Raw genomic sequence first — 20,252 nt, forward strand, 5'->3', positions numbered from 1 at the left:
GACCAATCGATCCAAACGGGAGAATCATCAATTCATTCCGACTAAAATCTAGTCAGCATCGTACAATCGAACCACAGAAATCGTCACTTCACCTTGATTATCCTCCAGATAACTATCAAAGAAAAAGGCACATAAAGTAGACGTTTCGCGAACTTCCAACGTTAACGAATCGTGATAGCCATTCAACGTTGACCAAGTTGCACCAACAGGAACCCGAGTTTTCTTATTAATCACTGTTCCGCCATAAATCCAGAAAACCACCATCGGTTCACCCGTCGGAAAAAGCTCAGAACCATAACCAAACGCACCGCTCTTAATTCGCACAACATAAATACCCGGTTCTAGCGGGTGAGAAACCGCCGTATCTTGAAGCTGTTTCATGCGTTGATCATCAAGCAAGTGACAATTGTGGCGACTATGAACCGTCAGATGTTGAATCGCACAATTACCCGTCCTCACCGCTTGCGGCGTCGTCATCACCGTCGGAATAGATCCCTGACGCACCGATTCCGAAACCGTGCTAATCGTCGCTCCCGTCGTTCCGAGAGTCGTTTGATCAATCAAAGCCGACCCCGAAATCCGTACCGAATTAGAACGAGCCAACATCAACCACTGCTCATCGTCAGTCACATAACCAATTTCGGCGAGATAATCACAATCAGCCTCTAGATTAGGAATTTGCAACTGTTGAATCAACTCATGACAATTGTATCGTCGTAGATTTTGAAGCAATGGTGTCTCCAAATCAACCCCAGTCACCTCATAAATCCGCAATTGAAACTTCTGTCCACCTTGGGCTTGTGCCGCTACACGCGCCGCCCTGGGCAACTCCCAATGAGCATCAATACTCTGGCTATCACTGAGCGTTAAGGTAATACAAGCCGCTATCGCCACCTGCGGAGAAACCCCAGTCACATCGCTGATCATACCCGAAGTAGCCGGAACTCGTATCCGGTTAGAACGAGCCAACAACAACCAGTCATCCGTATCCGTCACATACCCAATCTCAATAATATACTCACAATTAATATTGAGATTTGGAACTTGCCATTGTTTGATCAACTCATTGCAATTGTACCGTTGAACACCGTGAGCAGACTGAGTATCAAAGTCAATCCCAGTCACCTCATAAACGTGCAGTTGGAACTTTTGTCCGCCCTGTTGTTTTGCTTCGGCTTTCGCCCCCTCCGGCACTTCCCAACGGGCATCGACCAATTCATTTTCACCAAGACTCAGCGTAATATAACTCAGGGTAGAACTCAAAGCCGAAAGCGGTTGTTCGGCTGCATCGACTCCGGTAAAAGCCACAGCCGTTGACCCGACTTCCTCCTCATCTGTTGTCTCCTCAACCGGAACATACAGACGATTAGAACGAGCCAACAACAACCACAGTCCCTCCTCCGTCAGATAACCAATTTCTACCAAATATTCCCGTTGGCTTTCAAATTCAAATTGCCAACTCGAAATAGATTCAGCGATAGGACATTCTTCGATCAAAGCGCTCGCCGGAACCTCAACAGAAGTATTCGTCACATCATAAGCCCGGAGTAGAAACTGATCGGCGCCGTGTTGTTTGGCTACCTCTTTCGCCTCATCTGGGACTTCCCACTCCACATCCAGGGTTCCTTCAACACCCGGAGTCAGAACAATCCGACAAGGAATAGAAGACAAACTCGGCAGAACCATCACCCCAGGCATTAACTCTACATCCGATAAATCTGGGGTTGTCAGCGCCGGGATACGAACTCGATAAGAACGAGCCAAAACGAGCCATTCGACTTCCGCCGTCAGGTAGCCAATTTCAGCAAAATAGTCATGATTACCTTCTAAATGTAGAAGTTCAGGATGGGGAAGGGAAACATTAAAATCAAATTGTTGAACGCTGTTGGTTGCCATCGAGTCAGCCGGAACACCCGTAACATCGTACAAATGCAGTTGAAACTGACGTCCACCCCGTTGTTGAGCATCTTCGGCTGCCGCATCAGGAACTTCCCAATACACATTAGCCGCTTGATTATCACAGGGAATCAGTGCAACTCGACAACGGTTAACATCCAGCGTCGGAACGACTCCCGGATCAGGAATTGAGATGTCAAGATTAGGCTTTCCGGTGAATTCAAGAGGAGTGATGGTTGTTGCCGTGGGAATACGAACTTGATAAGAACGAGCCAACATTAACCATTCTCCATCATCGGTTAGATAGCCAATTTCAGCAAAATAGTCATGATTACCTTCCAAATGTAGGAGTTCAGGATGGGGAAGGGAAACATTAAAATCAAATTGTTGAACGCTGTTGGTTGCGACCGAGTCAGCCGGAATATCAGTCACATCGTAAATATATAGTTGAAACTGACGTCCGCCCCGTTGTTGAGCATCTTCGGCTGCCGCATCAGGAACTTCCCAATACACATTAGCCGCTTCATTATCACAGGGAATCAAAGTCACCGAACTGGTTGTCTGTGAACCCCGACGAGGAATGCTCCCGGCAACCCCTCCAGCACCCATCAGACCCGCCCCCATTAAGCCTAAATTTCTCGGGGTGGCATCTTCATCTCGAGTCGAATCAGCAGGAACTCGAACCGAGTTAGAACGACCCAAGCTTAACCATTCACTATCATCGGTCACATAACCGACTTCTGTTAAATAGTCGCGCTCCCCTGCGAGTTCAAGTTGGCAATCAAACGTAGATTCATCAAAGTCACATTGCTCAACAATCGTAGTACCTGGCTCATCCCCATTGATGTTCGTGACATCATAAACTCGTAATTGCAATTGTCGTCCGCCCCGTTGTTTGGCGACATCTTTAGCTTCATCGGAAATATCCCAACGAACATCAACTGTTCCCTCACCCGTCGGGATTAAAATCATGTGACTGGGAAAAGAGGATAAAGGCAGCAGTGTAGCGACTTCTTCTATCGGGGATGGAGTATCGGTATCAGTCGCAGGATGCAAGCCTTGCGCCCCGGTATTGATTCGGACTCGGTTAGAACGAGCCAGCATGAACCATTGACCTTCATCGCTAATGTAACCAATTTCTGCGAGATACTCACAGCTAGAGTCTATAATCGGCACTCGTCGCTCTTGTATTGATTCTTCACAGTCATACCTGCGGACACGGTTTGGGCTGTGAGTCTCGAGATTATCAACATCAGTGACATCATAAATTCGCAGTTGCATTTGCTGTCCACCCCGTACACGCGCGGCAGTTTGAGCAGCATCTGGAATGTGCCAACGAGCATCTGCGGTTTGATTATCTCTGAGCGTCAGTGTAATCTGACTTCCCAAGTCTGTTAACACCGGAATTAGGGTCGCACCGCCTGCACCCAATCCGAGAACCACTCCAGCCTCGGGTGTGACTGCATCTGGTGTTGTCTCAACCCCTGGCATACGAACTCGGTTAGAACGAGCCAACCTCAACCATTGATTTTCCTCCGTCAGATAACCGATTTCAACTAAATAGGTGTGATCACTTTTTAGGTTGTGGAATTGTTGGTGTTGAGTGAATTCATCCCAATCGTATTTTTGCAGACTGTGAGGGGGATGACGATCAAGATTATCAATATCGGTGACATCACAAATTCGCAGTTGGGGATATTGTCCCCCATGTTCAATGGCAGCACTTTTAGCGTTTGTGGGAACTTCCCATTCAGCATCTGCGGTGTGATTGTCTCTAATGTTTGAGTGTAATATGACTTCCAAAAGCCGTTAAATAGGGAATTAGAGCGGCTGCTAGACCTCCAACACCAGCTAATCCGGGGACAATAGCCGCATCAGGTTGGACTTTCGGTGTGACGGTATCTGTTGTTGTTTCTACCCCTGGTGTGCAAACTCGGTTAGAACGAGCCAATCTCAACCATTGATCATCTTCGGTTGCATAACCAATTTCTACTAAATAGATCCGATGGCTTTCTAAGTTGGGGAATTGTTGCTGTTGACTCGATTCATCCCAATCATATTTTTGAATACTGTGAGGCGGTTGAGCATCGAGATCATCAATATCAGTCACATCACAAATTCGCAGTTGGGGATATCGTCCCCCATTTTCAATTGCAGCAGCTTTAGCCGAGTCGGGAACTTCCCATTCAGAATCTGCGGTGTGATCGTTAATCAGCCATAGCGTTATATGACTTCCAAACGTCGTTAAAAAAGGAATCAGAGCCGCAGCACCGCCTGCACCCAACACTTCACCGACTAACCCGACATCGGGTGTAACTTCCGGGGTGACTTTAGGTGTAACTGTATCTGTTGTCGTCTCAACTCCTGGTGTACGAACTCGGTTAGAACGAGCCAACCTCAACCATTGATCATCACTGGTGACATAACCAATTTCTACTAAATAAATGCGATCGCTTTCTAAGTTAGGGAATTGTTGCTGTTGAGTTGATTCATCCCAATCATATTTTTGAACACTGTGAGGTGGTTGACGATCAAGATCATCAATATCAGTCACATCACAAATTCGCAGTTGAGGATATCGTCCCCCATTTTCAATTGCAGCAGCTTTAGCCGTGTCAGGAACAACGAATTCCGCATCTGCGGTGTGATTGTCTCTAAGTTTGAGAGTAATATGACTTCCAAACGTCGTTAAAAAAGGAATCAGAGCCGCAGCACCGCCTGCACCCAACATTCCCCCCACTAACCCGACATCGGGTGTAACTTCCGGGGTGACTGTATCGGGTGTTGTTTCTACCCCAGGTGTCCGAACTCGGTTAGAACGAGCCAACCTCAACCATTGATCATCATTGGTTGCATAACCAATTTCGACTAAATAGGTGCGCTCGCTTTCTAAGTTCGGAAATTGTTGCTGTTGAGTTGATTCATCCCAATCATATTTCTGAATACTGTGAGGTGGTTGACGATCAAGATCATCAATATCAGTCACATCACAAATTCGCAGTTGAGGATATCGTCCCCCATTTTCAATTGCAGCAGCTTTAGCAGTGTCAGGAACTTCCCATTCCGCATCTATGGTGTGATTGTCTCTGGGTTTGAGAGTAATATGACTCCCAAAAGACGTTAAAAAAGGAATCAGAGCCGCAGCACCGCCTGCACCCAACACTCCACCGACTAACCCAGCATCGGGTGTAACTTCTGGTGTAACTTCTGGTATGACTGTATCGGTTGTTGTCTCAACTCCGGGTGTACGAACTCGGTTAGAACGAGCCAATCTCAACCATTGATCATCATTGGTGAGATAACCCATCTCTGTGATGTAGTCCCGGTTGCTTTCTAAGTTGGGGACAGATCGTTCTTGAGTAGACTCGTCACAATCATAGATCTGAACCTTATGAGGCGCTTGCTGATCAGGATCATCAATATCAGTGACATCATACACTCGCAGTTGCAGGCGTTGTCCTCCATTTTCTTTGGCAAAATCCTGGTCTCCCTCGGGTACAACCCAATAGGCATAGGCATTTTGATCGTTACCGGGGGCGGCTAGTGTTATACGACTATTTGGCTGTCGCCCTGCCCACCATGCAGCCCCTAATCCCAGTCCACCTGCAAGTATTCCCAGTCCTAAACCCGAAGGTGTTGCCCCTCCATTTCCAGCCGCGACGGAAGTGCCGCTAGGGGTTACGGGTGTAGCGGTTGTCAGATTAGTTGTGGGAGTGACTGGGGTTCCTCCTGGGGTTCCCGTCGCCGGAGTTGTGGGTGTTGGGGTATCTATTCCCATTCCTGTCGCCGGAGTTGTGGGTGTTGGGGTACTTATTCCCATTCCTGTCGCCGGAGTTGTGGGTGTTGGGATACCTGTTCCTGTTGCTGTTCCTGTCGCCGGAGTTATGGGTGTTGTAGTATCTGTTCCTATTCCCGTCGCGGGAGTGGTTGGTCTTGGGGTACCCGTTCCCGTTCCCGTTCCCGTCGGAGGAACTGCGGCATCGCTAATCGGTTCTCCTTGACCTCCCCGAAGTAACCACCAAATTAACCCCCCTAAAAGCGGAATTCCGAGGAGCAATAGTATCCACCAGGGAAACGCTCCGGTTTCTTCTTCAACTTCTTCAACTTCTTCTGCGGCTGGAGGAACTTGGGCTATTTCTGCGGGAACGACAGGAAGGGGAACTACAGCCGCCAATGTCGCCTCAACGGGTTCTTCTGTAACGGTTTCATCAATAATTTCTTGACCGGGTTCAGAAGTGGCAAAAGCTAGAAAGGCGAGAACTTTGGGAGTTTTGTTATTTTCGTTGTAAACGTAGCTACGATACTGAGAATAGGGATAACGCGGATCATCAGGTAGCGTGTTGTGCATCGAGATAATTTTGAGATCATCCCGGTTTAATACTTGATCAGCGATCGCATAACCAATGCCATTATTACCCAGTTCTGCAACTACTGTATCAGTCCCGTCTTCTGAGACTTGAATTGTATTTTCTCCACTTTCAAAGGGAGCGCTTTCAAAGACATCATAGGTACTCAGTGCGCGGCGGGTATCACTATCATCGGGTCGGTCAATAAAGCGGATTTCTTCATCCGAACCCCCAATCTCTAACCAGTTAGTAATTTCACCCCGAAATATTCCGGCAAATTGCTCAAAGGTTAGATTGCCTTCAAAGGAATTATTCGGGCTAACAATAATCGCGAGTTTCTCCCGACCAACAGCAACTGCAACTAACCCAGCCGCTTTTTCTTCCTCGGTTAACGGACGTCCAACTGCGGCTAAATCTAGTGTTCCGGCTTGTAAAGCTTCGATGGCTTCATTGGTTCCGGTGGCGGCGAGTTCAACTTCGGCGTTGGGAAATTTTTCTTCAAAGCGTTGCTGAAGTGCTTTGTTAATTTCGCTCATGCTACTCGAACCGTTCACCGTGATGTTGGTATCCTCGGCTAAGGATTTTGGAACGGTAAAGGTTGGGTTGGCATTATCGAATGTTTCCGGTAGAGTTAGGGTTCGATCTGTTTCTGATTCTGAGGGTTCCGCCTCCGACGATTGGGCAAAAGCGGCTTGATTGAGAAATGATGCCAGAGAAACAGTAAATAGTCCAGGAGTGGATGCTAAGGCGAGTAGCACCACTGGTATTTGAAGTAATGCTTTTCGAGAGCGAGACATTGTTTTTTGGAGTTATATGATTAACAACTGTCAATGCAAAATAAAATCTTTGAGACTTAAGCCGATTCTGAGCGAAAACTTTGACTGCTGAGTTAGCTTCAGAGGAAGAACTACAACGAGTTATTTTCAAGTCTAGAAGGAATTAAAGATTAGAGCCGTCAAAATATTAATCACTGTGGATTTCGATCAAGATTCTCAATCTTTTGATGCTTCTAGTCTCTACTCGGGCGTAATTTCGTTAATACATTGAGTAATCGTTTTCGAGGCTATCATCTCTGTGAGTTGGGGGTTAAATAGGGTTAAATTTTGACGACTGAAATGGTTACTTCTCCGTTGTTGTCTTCGAGGTAGGTATCGAAAAAGAAAGCACAAAGATTACAGGTTTGTAGAACTTCGAGTGTGAGTGTATCGTCATCTCCATTCAAGGTTGACCAGCTTGCTTCTATTTCAACGTTGGTTTTTTTATTAATAAATCGGCCACCGTACATCCACAGCATCACCAGAGGTTCGCCAGAATGAGCCACGTCTGAGCGATAATTAAATGAACCGTTACGAATCCTAATGATGTAGGTTCCGGGTTCGAGTGTGGTAGAGACACCCGTTTCTTCTTGGATGCGTTGCATGGTCGCTGCATCAAGGACAAAACAGTTGTGCTTGCTATCAACCTTTAAGTCTGTAACTGTGCAACCTTCCATATTGTTTGTTCCTCAGTGTGGTAATTTTGCTAAACTCTTGAGAATACCTCAGATCGTCAGTCTTTTGTAACTGGCTCGTATCTACTATACAAAAATTTGTTGTTCTACTCACCTTGAGATTTTACCTGCAACCTGGAGACTGTGGAACAGGGTATAAACAAAGTGTAAATCTTTATGACGAGGGCCTGTCCATCTCTGGGGTTGATCAGCTTGTTATTAGCCAAGTTCCGCTCCTGACTCTCTTGACGACTATAAATATTTTTAAAATGATCTAGACCAAGCAATTATTTTAATTACTTGATCTTAAAATTTGCTCTCTAATTTTTGGGAAGATAATCTTCGAGATCTTCTTAAGCAACAATTCCTATCTGACGAAGAATATAAAATAAAATTGAGTTGACTAAACTTAGAGCAATTGCACCTAAAATAGCACTACCAATTCCCCACCGCAGTCTAAATCCTTCGATTAACCAAGCCGCTAAACCAAAAACAATAATACTGCCAATTAAAGGAATTAAACCGATACTGACGATTGCATTAAACGTTCTAAACCAATTTGGAAAAATACTATAGATTGAATTGAAAGCACCAATAACTGCGCCGGCAATTAAAGCAATTGTCGGATGATCAACTTCAACACCCAAAGGGAGCTTAGAGATGATTAATAAGCTGACCGCTAAAACTACCACAGAAATCAAAAAACCAACCATTGATCTATCTCCTAATTTTTTAAATTCAATCTCAAATTGTGATGAATATTTTCATCTTCTACAGACGATGACTAAACTTGAATGGTGAGTGTATTCTCTATTTTTTTAGCATTAAAGCCTGAGAATAACTCTTGGGTTTTAACAACGGTGTACCTACACAAAATACACTATAAAAATAGAAATTGTCTAAATTTTAATAATTTTTATCTTTTAATTTTTGAATTAGTTTTGAAAATTGCAAAAAGAGGGATAAAGCAGATAACCACACTTTCCCTCTTAACTCTGGCTGAATCTATCAGTTTTTTCAGTAAAATTGCACTTCCACATCCTCCAAAGACGAGCCAGAATGTTCCGATGAACTCTGCTATACATCGTTTAGTCAGTGACACGTTCTTTTCGCACCTTATAAAAGATTGTATGATAGGAGACTACCATACCATTTCTGTTTTTGGTAGAAGCTACAAAAATCGTAACTTTCAGACCGGGTAGAAGTTAACTTTTATAAACGATTACTAAAGAATTTTGACTCCTGTATTCAACCTTTTTTTAGTAAAATTTAATGTTTTCTTGACTCAATCTTGAAAAGATATTCTCATCCCCAATCCGGTTTCTACAGTGACCTTTCTTCAATCAGACAGTTGGAAGCAGATCGGGTTGATACCGAATATTTGCCTCTTTTAACCGACGCAACGCTTCACCTAAGCGATCGCAATCTGCTATCAAACTGACTCTTACATAACCCTCTCCACCGCTTCCGAAAGCATTTCCAGGTGTTAATACCACCCCCGTTTGTTGTAAAACGGTTAAGGCAAAATCCGTCGAACTCATTCCCGGCGGACAAGCAACCCAAAGATACATTGTAGCCAAAGGTTTTGGAACCGTCCAACCCAGTTCGGCTAATCCATCAATCAGGAAGTCTCGCCGTTTTTGATAACGGTTTTGAACTTCGGTAATATAAGAATCTGGCAAATTTAAAGCGGTTTCCGCCGCCGTTTGTAATGCCGCAAATAACCCATAATCCAGGTTTGTTTTTAACGTTCTCAACCCTTGAATAATTGTTGAATTTCCAACAACAAACCCAACTCTCCATCCGGCCATATTATAAGTTTTTGACAGGGTATGAAACTCGACGCCAATTTCTTTCCCGCCCGGAATTTCCAGCAAACTGGTCGGTTGATAGCCATCAAAGGCGAGTTCAGCATAACATAAATCGTGAACTAAAAGAATCTGATATTTGTGAGCAAAAGCAACAATTTCTTCAAAAAATTCTCTCGGTGCCGTTGCTCCCGTCGGATTACTGGGATAATTAAAAAAGAGAACTTTTGCTTGTTCTGCAACAGAATCAGGAATTGTTCCTAAATCAATTAACCAGTCATTCTCCGGTTTTAAGAGTATACTATGAATCTTTCCCCCCGCAATTAACGGGCCTCTAAAATGTGCTGGATAAGCCGGATTTGGTGCTAATACAACATCACCCGGATTCACATAAGCGAGGGCTAAATGGGTTAATCCTTCTTTAGAACCCAATAACGGTAAAGCCTCACTATTAGGATCGAGTTTCACATCATAACGCCGCAAATACCATTGCGTAATTGCTTTACGAAAATTCGCTGTTCCCTCAAAAGGTGGATAACCGTGATTATCAGCAATATGTAGGGCGTGTTTAGCCGCTTCGATCACAGGTTCTGGGGCAGGGCCACCCGGATTTCCCATCCCCAAATCAATTAAATCTAGTCCTTGTTCCCTAGCGCGAACTTTCAACTCATCCAAACGCGCAAACACATAAGGCGGTAGTTGCAAAACCCGATCTGCGGGGTTGATCCAATCCAAAGTCATCGGTTAATAATTAGTAACTAGGTGTGAATGAGGTTTTGGGTTTTAGTATTAGCAAGAAGACTGGTCAAAAAATAACTTCTAATTTTTTATTGTCGCCTGTTTTCTAATCATTCCCAACCCTTGATTTTTATGATTTAGGCTTTAATTTTGGCTTCCCCAATGGGAACGGTTGTCGAAACCATCGCCGCCATTAACTGTTCAGGAACGACATGAAAAGGTAATCTATGAATATCAGAACCTTGATGACAAGCCAATTCAGCCGCCTGTTTTAATTCAGTTAACGTGATATTTTCTAAGCCCAAATGGTTTAAAGTTTGCGGTAAACCAATGTCGCTGTAGAATTTCAACAATTGCTGTCTGGCTGCTGCTGCGAGTTGGTTGCCTTGCAACATTTCTTCCAGGCGAAGTTGTACCAATATACCAAGAGCGACTTTCTCTCCGTGCAGTGTACCATGACTGGCGGCTACATGAGTTAACCCGTTGTGAACGGCATGAGCAGCAACGGTTCGACATTGCGCCCCCCCAATTCCGCCAATGACTCCAGCGAGTAATACGGTGGCGTCTACAACTTCCCGCCAAGTTTCCCCTCCGGGTTCTTGGAGGGCGGTGACGGATTTTTGTAGTAAGATATCTCGCAGAACTCTAGCCTGTTGAACTGCGGCGATTAATAGGGTTTGTTCGGAATGTCCGCTACTAACCGAGGCTTCGTACCATTTGGCTAAAGCATCTCCAATTCCAGCGACTAGGGTACGTTGGGGGGCGGTTTGAATTAAACTGTAGTCGAGAATGAGTAGATCGGGGCATTTGGCTAGGGGTACGTCATACAAAAATGCCCCTTCGTCGGAGTAGACGTTAGAAAGGGCTGTCCAAGCTGCACAAGTTGCCCCAGATGTCGGGATAGTAGCGATCGGAAGTTGACACTGATGGGCGAGAAGTTTGGCAGTATCGAGGGCCTTTCCGCCGCCAATTCCGATAATACAGTCGGCTTGATGATGGGTTGCTTTTTCCCGCAATTTCGCTAAACTGGCTTCGCTACAGTCGGGGCTATACGTGGCGGAGGCAAATTCAAGGTGATGCTGTTTTAAGACGGGTTCTAGGGTCGTTTGGGCAAGGCTGAGACTGCGATCGCCCCCGACCAGTAGAGGACGTTTTCCCAATTTGGCGATCGCCTCTCCTGCTTGTTGGATCGCGTGAGTTCCCCGCAACACTTGGGCTGGTGCGATGTTGAGAGAGAGAATACTTGAGGTTTGGGTATCACAAGCGGTGCTAGGAGAGGATGATTGACGCATAGGGACTCCTCGATGAGATGCTAAGTTTCCTAGAATAGCGCATTCTTCTGTTCCCTTCAATATCCCAGAACCCGATCTTAGATTAAATTAATTTTTTCGTCGGGGTAGGTTCGGCAAAGATTGATGTTTCTCACTAATAACCAATATCAATTCGCTTCTGTAATTAACCCAAACGAACGGGGCAGGTTTATTAATGTTGTTTCTGGGATGAAAAAATCAATTTTAACCCATTCTTTATTAGCTATAATTCTTCCCAGACCCATCACTGTAAAGTTATTCTTGTCTTCACAAAAAAACTCTCCGTAGATCTACTTATAAATTCACAAGTTTTTCACAAAATCTTTATAAAAATAGGCTTAATTTTCAGTGTTTATACGAATTGATTTCCTCCAATCGCCAGTTTATTATAGATTTAGTTTCGGATTTAAAACACATCAATTCAGGATAAATAGTCATGAATAAAAATCAACAAATATCCAAGGTATAAAAGCCGCTATTGACATGGAGTTTAGCCCTGTCTTCAATAATGTTGATCAATTTATTTGGAATTGATTCTACAGTATCAGCCCGAGAAAACATTATGTCACTGGGACAAACATCAGACGGCGATCCTGTTTATATCAATTTAGAATCTCCTCAAGGTAATAGTGGACTTTATAAAGTTTTAGTCGAAAGTCCTTCGGGTAGTGTTACAAGTTTATGGTATCAAGTGAGTTGTTCTGAAAGAAGAATTTTTGAGATGGATGTTGTACTCAATGATGAAGGTCGAGTTCAATCCAAAAAATATGTTCAAGAGGTTTCTTCTGCACCTGCTACATCTTTAGTTCAAGAATCTATGGCAGTGATTTGTCAGCAAAGAGGAGCAAGAGGCTGGTAATTTATCAAGTTGAATATTTTTAAATCCCCAGCTTCTTTGAGAAACCGGGGATTTTATCTGACAAGATTTGACAACTCTATCCTTTATTTTTAAGTAACATTACCCGAATGACTTCATGGGCAGTTTCTTCGGAGATTTGAAGCGCATTGTACAAATCGGTTAATAAAGATTCTTCTTCATCAGTGACTTCACCATCTGCTAAAATTAAGTCAGTAGCAACAGCAAACATTGTACCGTGTAACTCATAAGGAAGAGTTTTGATTGCTTGATGAAGGAATGCTTCAGCCCCCTGACGACGCATCATTCCCGCAAGTTTATCAAACATTCGGATCATAACTTCCGACGGATAGCTACGGAAAAGGTGCATTCGGTTCAGTAACGGAATTAATACACTCACTTCAGAATTAGAAATATAACCATCGGCTGCAACAACTGCTAATGAAATACCTGCAAAAGCTTCAGCCGGACTCATAACCGTGTCAGTTTTGAGACTTCCTAATGAACCTGCTTTACCAAATAAACCCATGTGATTTTTTCCTAAATGTAGAAGGTGTTAAATTTTTAAAATCTCTACATTTAGCTTAAATTGAAAATCCCAGATTGAACAGCGTGTAATTACTGATATTTGATAATTTTTTGAAGTGCTTAAATAGAGTTCAGCCTCAGTGAAAATACGCAGAGTATTCTGAGAAATGCGATCAACTGTAATTTGACTGTATTCTTAACGAGTTTCAATGCAGAGGCTAGGTTAAACTAAGAATAAAGACAGTAGACTCTTGGATTTATAAGCGATCGCATCTATTCGTCTTCACCAATTGATCATACACTTTTATAAAGACATCGATAGTAAATCACAATGCAAATGAATCAAAAACTTTCTCTACCGACTATGGGTTGTGGAACGTGGGCATGGGGAAACCGACTACTTTGGGGTTATGATGAAAGTATGGATCAGCAACTTCAAGAGGTTTTTAACCTGTGTGTTAGTAATGGAGTGACTTTATTTGACACGGGTGACTCCTACGGAACTGGAAAATTAAACGGACGGAGTGAGAGTCTTTTAGGGCAATTTTCTAGAGAATATTCGGGTTTAAATTCCGATCAAATTTGTATTGCTACTAAACTCGCCGCTTACCCCTGGAGATTCACTCGAAATGCAATGATTTCTGCTTGTGAAGCCTCAGCCAAACGGTTAGGAAGAAATGTAGATTTAGTACAAATGCACTGGTCAACAGCGAACTATTTTCCTTGGCAAGAATGGCCGTTATTAGAGGGTTTAGGAGATCTTTATGAACAAGGAGAAGTTAAAGGGGTTGGGTTATCGAATTATGGGCCGAAACGACTGAAAAAAGTTGATCAAAAATTTCGCGATCGCGGAGTTCCAATTACAACTTTACAAGTGCAATATTCTCTCCTTTCTACTTATCCTATCACCGAATTAGGTCTAAAAGAAGTTTGTGATGAACTAGGAATTACATTGATTGCTTATAGTCCCCTCGCCTTGGGGATTTTAACCGGAAAATATTCAGAAAACGGCCCTTTCCCCAAAGGAATTCGAGGTTTAGTCTTTCGGCAAATTTTACCGGGTGTGAAACCGCTTTTATCTTGTTTAAAAGAAATCTCAGATTCTCGAAATAAAACCCTGTCCCAAGTTGCGATTAATTGGTGTATTTGTAAAGGAACCATTCCCATTCCTGGGGCTAAAAATCCGGAACAAGCCAGACAAAATATTGGGGCTTTGGGTTGGAAGCTAGATTCTGGTGAAGTGGAAGAACTCGACAAAGCCGCAGCCTGTGTTGATAAAAAAATGGTACAAAATATTTTTCAAACAAAGTAATATTAATTCCAGTCAAAGATTGAGGAGAGGGCAAAAACTTGATTTAAGATACACATTTCCCTCCTTCAATTCTCTACACTGCTAATCCGGCAAATTCCGAAAAAAAATTATAATTATTAATTTTTGGGTCTAAAAACTTCTGTTAACCCCGTTTTTAAAAGGATTTGCTAAGATAGATATAGATTTGACTAACATTATATTGTTAGAAATCTAAACCTCAATAATTTTTCGATCAGCAGGAGGATAAGAAAATGGGTTTAATTGGTGGTCTTCTCGGCAATGCCTCCGAATTAAAAGCAGATGGCGCTAAACTTGATAAACTGTTTAGTGAAGTCTTGGTTGAGGGAGAAACAATCGAAAAAGCCTATCAACTGATTCGTGATTTGTTTGTATTTACTAGCAAACGTTTAATTCTCGTCGATAAGCAAGGTGTAACTGGGAAAAAGATTGAATTTCTCTCCATTCCCTACTCAAAGATTACTAAATTTTCTAAAGAAAGTGCGGGTCATTTTGATCTCGATGCTGAGTTAAAAATTTGGGTCGGAAGTGAATCAACTCCCATTGCTAAAGAGTTTAATCGTTCGGTTAATATCAACGAAGTTTATGCTGTTTTGAGTAAGTATGTTTTAAATTAAAAGATTAAGCCATTAACAGCTATTTTCGCTGAAAAGGAGATAGAATTAAAATGGGTAGCTGTTCAGAACTACCCATTAATTTATTGTTAAGTTTGGGTTTGGAAATACTATCGAGCTGCTGTTAACTCTTGTAACTGAGCCGCAGAGATATCAGGCGGTAAAATCACTGCATCAATGGCATGAACGACACCGTTACTCGCTTGAATATCAGCCTGGATGACTTCAGCACCTTCAACTATAACCATACCATTAGCAACGTCAATATTCACTCCACTGCCTTCAGCAGTTTCAAAAAATCCAGAACTAATTTCACTAGAGTCGGCTGCACCTAAAACAACGTGATAGAGTAGAATTCGACGCAATGTTTCTTGGTTTTCAGGTTTTAGTAGTGCTTCTAAAGTTTCTGGAGGTAAAGCTGCAAAAGCTGCATCTGTGGGTGCAAATACTGTATATTCACCTGTATTTTTTAATGTATCTGCTAAACCTGCGGCTTCTACGGCTTTTTCCAGGGTATTAAAAGATTCACTCTCCGAAAGTTCGCCAACAATGCTTTGTTTAGAAGACATTTCTTGGCTCATTGAGCTACTGCCAGTATGTGGATGGGCAACCGCTCTATTAAGATTACCAACAGCAGAGACAGTCACTAAACCGCCTAAGCTAACGATAGTTGCGAGCAAAACTTTAGGTAATTGGATATTTAAAGATTTCATAATTAGTGTGAGTTACATTTCTTTACCTCTCTAATTTAGATCCTAACGGCTTGGTTCGTTATCCTTCGGATGAGAGAGATTAAAAATTTAACGGTTCTCAATTTTTGGGTGACTGAGTTGATCAGATCTGTAAAATCTCTACCAAACGAGTGATTGCAAGTTCAGAGAAATTTTTTAAGTAAATCTCTCAATACAGAGTAACTTGATCAAAAATCTGATCGGGACTATAAGTTGGCAGAAAAAATGGTTTCTTCTAACCAAAATTCTGTCATTTATCCCACTTCACTCGTTGGTAATAATCCTTTTTCCTGCAACCATTCCCGATTAAATAATTTAGACTGATAGCGAGTTCCACTATCACACAACACCGTAACAATCGTATGACCTGGCCCCATTTGTTTCGCTAAAGCGACAGTTGCCCCAACATTAATTCCGACAGAACCCCCCATAAATAAGCCATCTTTTTCTAAGAGTTGATATACGACCCGCACGGCTTCGACATCATCAACTTGAATGGCATCATCTATCGGCACATCTTCCATATTAGCCGTGACGCGACTATTACCAATTCCTTCTGTTATTGAACTTCCTTCTGTGTTAATTTCTCCAGTTTTCACATAACTATAAAGACCACTTCCCATCGGGTCAGCGAGAACTGCTTTTAGATTCGGATTCTTTTCTTTTAAATATAGAGAAACTCCGGCAAATGTTCCTCCGGTTCCGGTTGCCGCCACCCAAGCATCAACTTTACCCTCTGTTTGTTCCCAAATTTCTGGGCCTGTGGTTTCATAATGGGCAATACGATTGGCTAAATTATCAAATTGATTCGCCCAAATAGCGTTTTCCATTTCCGATGCAGTTCGACCGGAAAGCTTAACATAATTATTGGGATCACGGTAGGGAACAGCCGGAACAGTCCGAACTTCTGCCCCTAATGTTCTTAATAAATCTATTTTTTCTTGAGATTGAGTTTCAGGAATAATAATCAAACATTTGTAACCTTTGGCATTACAAATATGGGCTAAACCAATACCTGTATTCCCGGCTGTGCCTTCGACAACCGTTCCTCCGGGTTTGAGTAAACCCTTTTCTTCCGCATCTTTAATAATATAAAATGCAGCCCGATCTTTAACCGAACCACCCGGATTTAAAAATTCTGCTTTTCCTAAAATTTCACAACCTGTTTCTTCACTAAAACTATTGAGTCGAATTAGGGGAGTATTACCAACTGTTCCGACAAAACCATTTTTAATATCCATCATCCTGAATTTAATTTAAGTTGTCTGACGTTCTGAGGTTGGGTGGATCACATCTTCACCTTTTTCTGCTGTTCAACAACACAAACAGGTTTGACCCACCCCAATGATCATTTCTTGTGATTTCTCAATCACCAATGACAACTATTTTACTCGAATTTAACTACTTATCCGGTTGAGGAGTCATCCGCAAGTAAGGTTTAACTTCAGTATATCCTTTGGGAAACTTCTGTTTTAATTCTTCAGGATCTTTGAGAGACGGAACAATCACGCAATCTTCTCCATCTTTCCAGTCTGCGGGAGTTGCGACTTGATAGTTATCGGTTAATTGTAAAGAATCAATCACCCGTAAAATTTCATCAAAGTTGCGTCCGGTACTGGGCGGATAGGTGAGAGTTAGACGGAGTTTTTTGTTAGCATCGACAATAAAAACGCTACGAACTGTAACAGAGGCGTTAGCGTTGGGGTGAATCATGTCATAAATATCAGACACTTTGCGATCCGCATCCGCCAAAATCGGATAATTAATATTGGTGCTTTGCGTTTCGTTAATATCACCAATCCAGCCTTTGTGAGATTCGACATCATCGACACTCAGGGCGATCACTTTAACATTACGTTTGTCAAATTCAGGCTTGAGTTTAGCAACAGTACCGAGTTCAGTCGTACAAACGGGAGTATAGTCGGCCGGGTGAGAAAACAAAACAACCCAGCTATCACCCGCCCACTCATAAAAGTTGATATCACCTTCTGAGGAAGCTTGTGTAAAGTTGGGTACTGTATCTCCTAATCGCAGTGTCATAACTGATTTCCTGTGATTCTTGTAAGAAATATAACTATGATGTCATAATACCCCGGTTTTCCGACCGGAATTTTGACGTTTTTAAATCTTCACATAATTTTAAGGTCTGAGGAGGATTAAAATAAAGTATCCCGTTGTTAATACTCAATCGGTGAGAAGTCTATCGTGTTAAAATTACTCATTACTTTAATTCAAGCTATCCAGCCTTTTCTCGTTCCCTTGTGTTTTGTCTGTGCATGGGGATTAATGATTCTGCTGGTTTGGAGTGTGGGGTCTGCGATCTTTGATACTCTGCGCCGCGCCCAACGAATGCACCAGATTCCTTGTGCTGACTGTGCATACTTTACTAAAGATTATCATCTTAAATGCCCTGTGCGACCGACAATTGCTTTATCCGAAGAAGCGATTGATTGTCCGGATTTTTGTTCGGTTGGAGGGAGAAACAGTTAACAGTTGACTTAGACCGTGAAGGATTTTTTAAATTAAAATTCTTCTTCGGTTTCAAAGATATCTAATTGTTCGATAGAGGCGGTTTTACTGTTTTGTTTTTTGATGCCTTTTCTCAGTCCAATCGCGATTTTACTATGTTGTTCGATTTGACGCATCACTTGTCTTGCTCGTTGAATCACAACATCCGGTAAACCCGCTAGCCGTCCGGCTTCTATCCCATAGGATTTATCTGCACCTCCAGGCTGTACTTGATGTAAAAAGACAATTTTATCCGGTAACTCTTTGACGGTGACTTGATAATTTGCTACATTTTCTAGAATCGATGCTAATTCATTTAATTCGTGATAATGGGTGGCAAAAATCGTCTTAGCTTGTATTTCTGCTGCTAAATATTCCGCCACTGACCACGCAATAGAAAGCCCGTCAAAAGTTGCCGTTCCCCGGCCAATTTCATCGAGAAGAACCAAAGATTTATTACTCGCATGATTTAATATATTTGCGGTTTCGTTCATTTCGACCATAAAGGTTGATTGACCTGTGGCTAAGTCATCGACTGCCCCAACTCGGGTAAAAATGCGATCGCAAAGACTCAATTGTGCCGAAGTTGCGGGAATAAAACTTCCCGTTTGTGCCAGAAGTTGAATTAAACCAATTTGTCGTAAATAACAGCTTTTTCCGCTGGCATTCGGACCCGTTAAAATAATTAAATCGGGATAAGAATAGGGTGTCAATTCATCATTTTCGCTTTGATCTTCTCGACTTCCCAACTGGGCGGTATTCGGCACAAAAAAGCCCGGAGGAAGCAACTTTTCTACTACCGGATGTCGCCCCTCAACAATCTTTAATTCACGCCCTTCTACCATCTCTGGACGGCAGTAAGATTGACGAATTGCCACTTCTGCCAACCCGCACAATACATCAATCGCCGCCACCGCTTTGGACACATTGCGAATGGTATCAATATATTCGCCAACTTCCGATCGCAATTTGACAAAGAGATCATATTCGGTTTGGTTTAAATCTTCTTTAGCGGTTAAAATTCTAACTTCTCGTTCTTTTAATTCTGGTGTAATATACCGTTCTTCATTGGTTAAGGTTTGTTTGCGGATATAATCATCGGGGGCAAGTTCGGCTTTACCTCGACTAATACTGATATAATATCCAAAGGTTTTATTATATCCGACCTTTAAAGTGGGAATTCCGGTGCGTTCCCGTTCTTTAACTTCTAAATTAATCACCCATTGATTATCGTCCTCAGCCAGACTTCGCATTTCATCGAGGTTAGCATCAATACCGGAACGAATTAATCCCCCTTCTTTGAGGGCAATGGGCGGAGATTCGACTAAAGAATTAATAATTTTTTCGGCAATTTTTTCTAAGGATTTAGGAAGATTTTGTAAAGCTTTGAGATAAGGAGATTTTCCTTGTTCGGCGACAGTTGCAAGTTGCGGTAACTTGGTTAAAGAATCAGCTAAAGAGACTAAATCTTTGGCATTAGCGGTACTATTTCCCACTCGTCCGGTCAACCGTTCAAGGTCATAGATTTGTCGGAGAATCTGTTGAATATCTTGTCGCAGTTCGTGGTTATTGACAAACTCTTGAATGGTATCATGGCGGGCGCGAATGCCTTTGAGATCGAGTAAAGGTTGTAATAACCAACGCCGTAACGCCCGACTTCCCATTGGGGTATTTGTTTTATCTAACGCCCATAATAAAGAACCATATAGCGTATTATCTCGAACGGTTGTGGTAATTTCTAAGTTGCGGCGACTTTGATGATCGACGACTAAATAATCACTGAGAGTATAAGTTCGAGGACGTTGGAGAGGGGTAATATGATCTTTTTGAGTATCTTCTAAATATTCTAATAACCCCCCGGCTGCCCGCACACTCAGAGGAAGATGTTCACAACCAATGCCTTCGAGAGATTTGAGTTGAAATTGTTGTAAAATTCGAGGTCTGGCTTCACCCAAAGAAAAAGGCTTTTGCGATCGCAATGAATAGCAAAAACAACGAGGTAAACACTCAGGAAGTTCTTGATCATTTTCTCCCGGTTTCAGCATTTTACTAATATCGGGTGCATTCACTGGGAACAACACTTCAGACGGTTGTAACC

At 42.6% G+C, this 20,252-nt stretch carries 16 protein-coding genes; 4 read left to right on the forward strand and 12 right to left on the reverse strand.

From position 1 onward, the window contains the following. Window positions 1-48: 48 nt before the first annotated feature. From M595_RS30060 to M595_RS06730, 7 genes are all read right to left on the reverse strand, one after another. Window positions 49-3,699: a DUF4912 domain-containing protein gene (locus M595_RS30060; RefSeq protein WP_023065326.1), complete on the reverse strand. Its 3,651-nt coding sequence runs from the start codon at window positions 3,697-3,699 to the stop codon at window positions 49-51. Continuing rightward, window positions 3,671-7,039: a DUF4912 domain-containing protein gene (locus M595_RS06705; protein WP_052001709.1), complete on the reverse strand. Its 3,369-nt coding sequence runs from the start codon at window positions 7,037-7,039 to the stop codon at window positions 3,671-3,673. Before M595_RS06705 ends, M595_RS30060 begins: the two co-directional genes overlap by 29 nt. A gap of 299 nt (window positions 7,040-7,338) precedes the next feature. Beyond that, window positions 7,339-7,734 (reverse strand): hypothetical protein, encoded by a 396-nt coding sequence (locus tag M595_RS06710; protein WP_023065314.1) that lies wholly within the window; start codon window positions 7,732-7,734, stop codon window positions 7,339-7,341. 350 nt (window positions 7,735-8,084) lie between these two features. Further along, on the reverse strand, window positions 8,085-8,444 hold the full coding sequence (locus M595_RS06715) for a phage holin family protein (RefSeq protein WP_040483689.1): 360 nt from the start codon (window positions 8,442-8,444) through the stop codon (window positions 8,085-8,087). A 203-nt stretch (window positions 8,445-8,647) separates the two neighbouring features. Further along, window positions 8,648-8,833, reverse strand: a complete 186-nt coding sequence (locus M595_RS32670) for an aquaporin (RefSeq protein ID WP_071809885.1) — start codon at window positions 8,831-8,833, stop codon at window positions 8,648-8,650. 241 nt (window positions 8,834-9,074) lie between these two features. Further along, window positions 9,075-10,280, reverse strand: a complete 1,206-nt coding sequence (locus M595_RS06725; protein WP_023065292.1) for an aspartate aminotransferase — start codon at window positions 10,278-10,280, stop codon at window positions 9,075-9,077. Window positions 10,281-10,414: 134 nt separating this feature from the next. Further along, window positions 10,415-11,569 carry an iron-containing alcohol dehydrogenase family protein gene (locus M595_RS06730; RefSeq protein ID WP_023065323.1) on the reverse strand — a complete coding sequence of 385 codons (1,155 nt, stop codon included), beginning with the start codon at window positions 11,567-11,569 and terminating at the stop codon, window positions 10,415-10,417. 580 nt (window positions 11,570-12,149) lie between these two features. On the opposite strand from M595_RS06730, the gene M595_RS06735 reads away from it, so the two are divergent. Continuing rightward, entirely contained in the window at window positions 12,150-12,446 is a 297-nt protein-coding gene (locus tag M595_RS06735) for a hypothetical protein (RefSeq protein ID WP_023065362.1), read from the forward strand. A 76-nt stretch (window positions 12,447-12,522) separates the two neighbouring features. On the opposite strand, the gene M595_RS06740 is transcribed toward M595_RS06735, so the two are convergent. Continuing rightward, a complete protein-coding gene (locus tag M595_RS06740; protein ID WP_023065311.1) occupies window positions 12,523-12,972 on the reverse strand; it encodes a tellurite resistance TerB family protein in 450 nt (149 codons plus the stop codon). A gap of 330 nt (window positions 12,973-13,302) precedes the next feature. Here M595_RS06740 and M595_RS06745 point away from each other — a divergent pair, with 330 nt between their 5' ends. Both M595_RS06745 and M595_RS06750 read left to right on the forward strand, forming a co-directional pair. After that, the gene (locus tag M595_RS06745) at window positions 13,303-14,283 is read left to right on the forward strand and encodes an aldo/keto reductase (RefSeq protein WP_023065367.1); all 981 of its coding nucleotides are present in this window, start codon (window positions 13,303-13,305) and stop codon (window positions 14,281-14,283) included. A gap of 251 nt (window positions 14,284-14,534) precedes the next feature. Further along, window positions 14,535-14,918 carry a PH domain-containing protein gene (locus tag M595_RS06750; protein WP_009784246.1) on the forward strand — a complete coding sequence of 128 codons (384 nt, stop codon included), beginning with the start codon at window positions 14,535-14,537 and terminating at the stop codon, window positions 14,916-14,918. A 107-nt stretch (window positions 14,919-15,025) separates the two neighbouring features. On the opposite strand, the gene M595_RS06755 is transcribed toward M595_RS06750, so the two are convergent. From M595_RS06755 to M595_RS06765, 3 genes are all read right to left on the reverse strand, one after another. Then, window positions 15,026-15,628, reverse strand: coding sequence for a fasciclin domain-containing protein (locus M595_RS06755; RefSeq protein WP_023065291.1), 603 nt, complete (start codon window positions 15,626-15,628; stop codon window positions 15,026-15,028). Between the two features lie 272 nt (window positions 15,629-15,900). Further along, on the reverse strand, window positions 15,901-16,887 hold the full coding sequence (locus M595_RS06760) for a cysteine synthase A (protein WP_023065298.1): 987 nt from the start codon (window positions 16,885-16,887) through the stop codon (window positions 15,901-15,903). 160 nt (window positions 16,888-17,047) lie between these two features. Beyond that, the gene (locus tag M595_RS06765; RefSeq protein WP_023065352.1) at window positions 17,048-17,686 is read right to left on the reverse strand and encodes a peroxiredoxin; all 639 of its coding nucleotides are present in this window, start codon (window positions 17,684-17,686) and stop codon (window positions 17,048-17,050) included. Between the two features lie 165 nt (window positions 17,687-17,851). Here M595_RS06765 and M595_RS06770 point away from each other — a divergent pair, with 165 nt between their 5' ends. Then, window positions 17,852-18,136 carry a hypothetical protein gene (locus M595_RS06770; protein ID WP_023065284.1) on the forward strand — a complete coding sequence of 95 codons (285 nt, stop codon included), beginning with the start codon at window positions 17,852-17,854 and terminating at the stop codon, window positions 18,134-18,136. Between the two features lie 32 nt (window positions 18,137-18,168). Here M595_RS06770 and mutS read toward each other — a convergent pair. Further along, the coding region (gene mutS, locus M595_RS06775; protein WP_040483692.1) for a DNA mismatch repair protein MutS at window positions 18,169-20,252 on the reverse strand (2,084 nt) is incomplete at its 5' end.

It is taken from the genome of Lyngbya aestuarii BL J, assembly GCF_000478195.2.
GTDB classification, from domain to species: Bacteria; Cyanobacteriota; Cyanobacteriia; order Cyanobacteriales; family Microcoleaceae; genus Capilliphycus; species Capilliphycus aestuarii.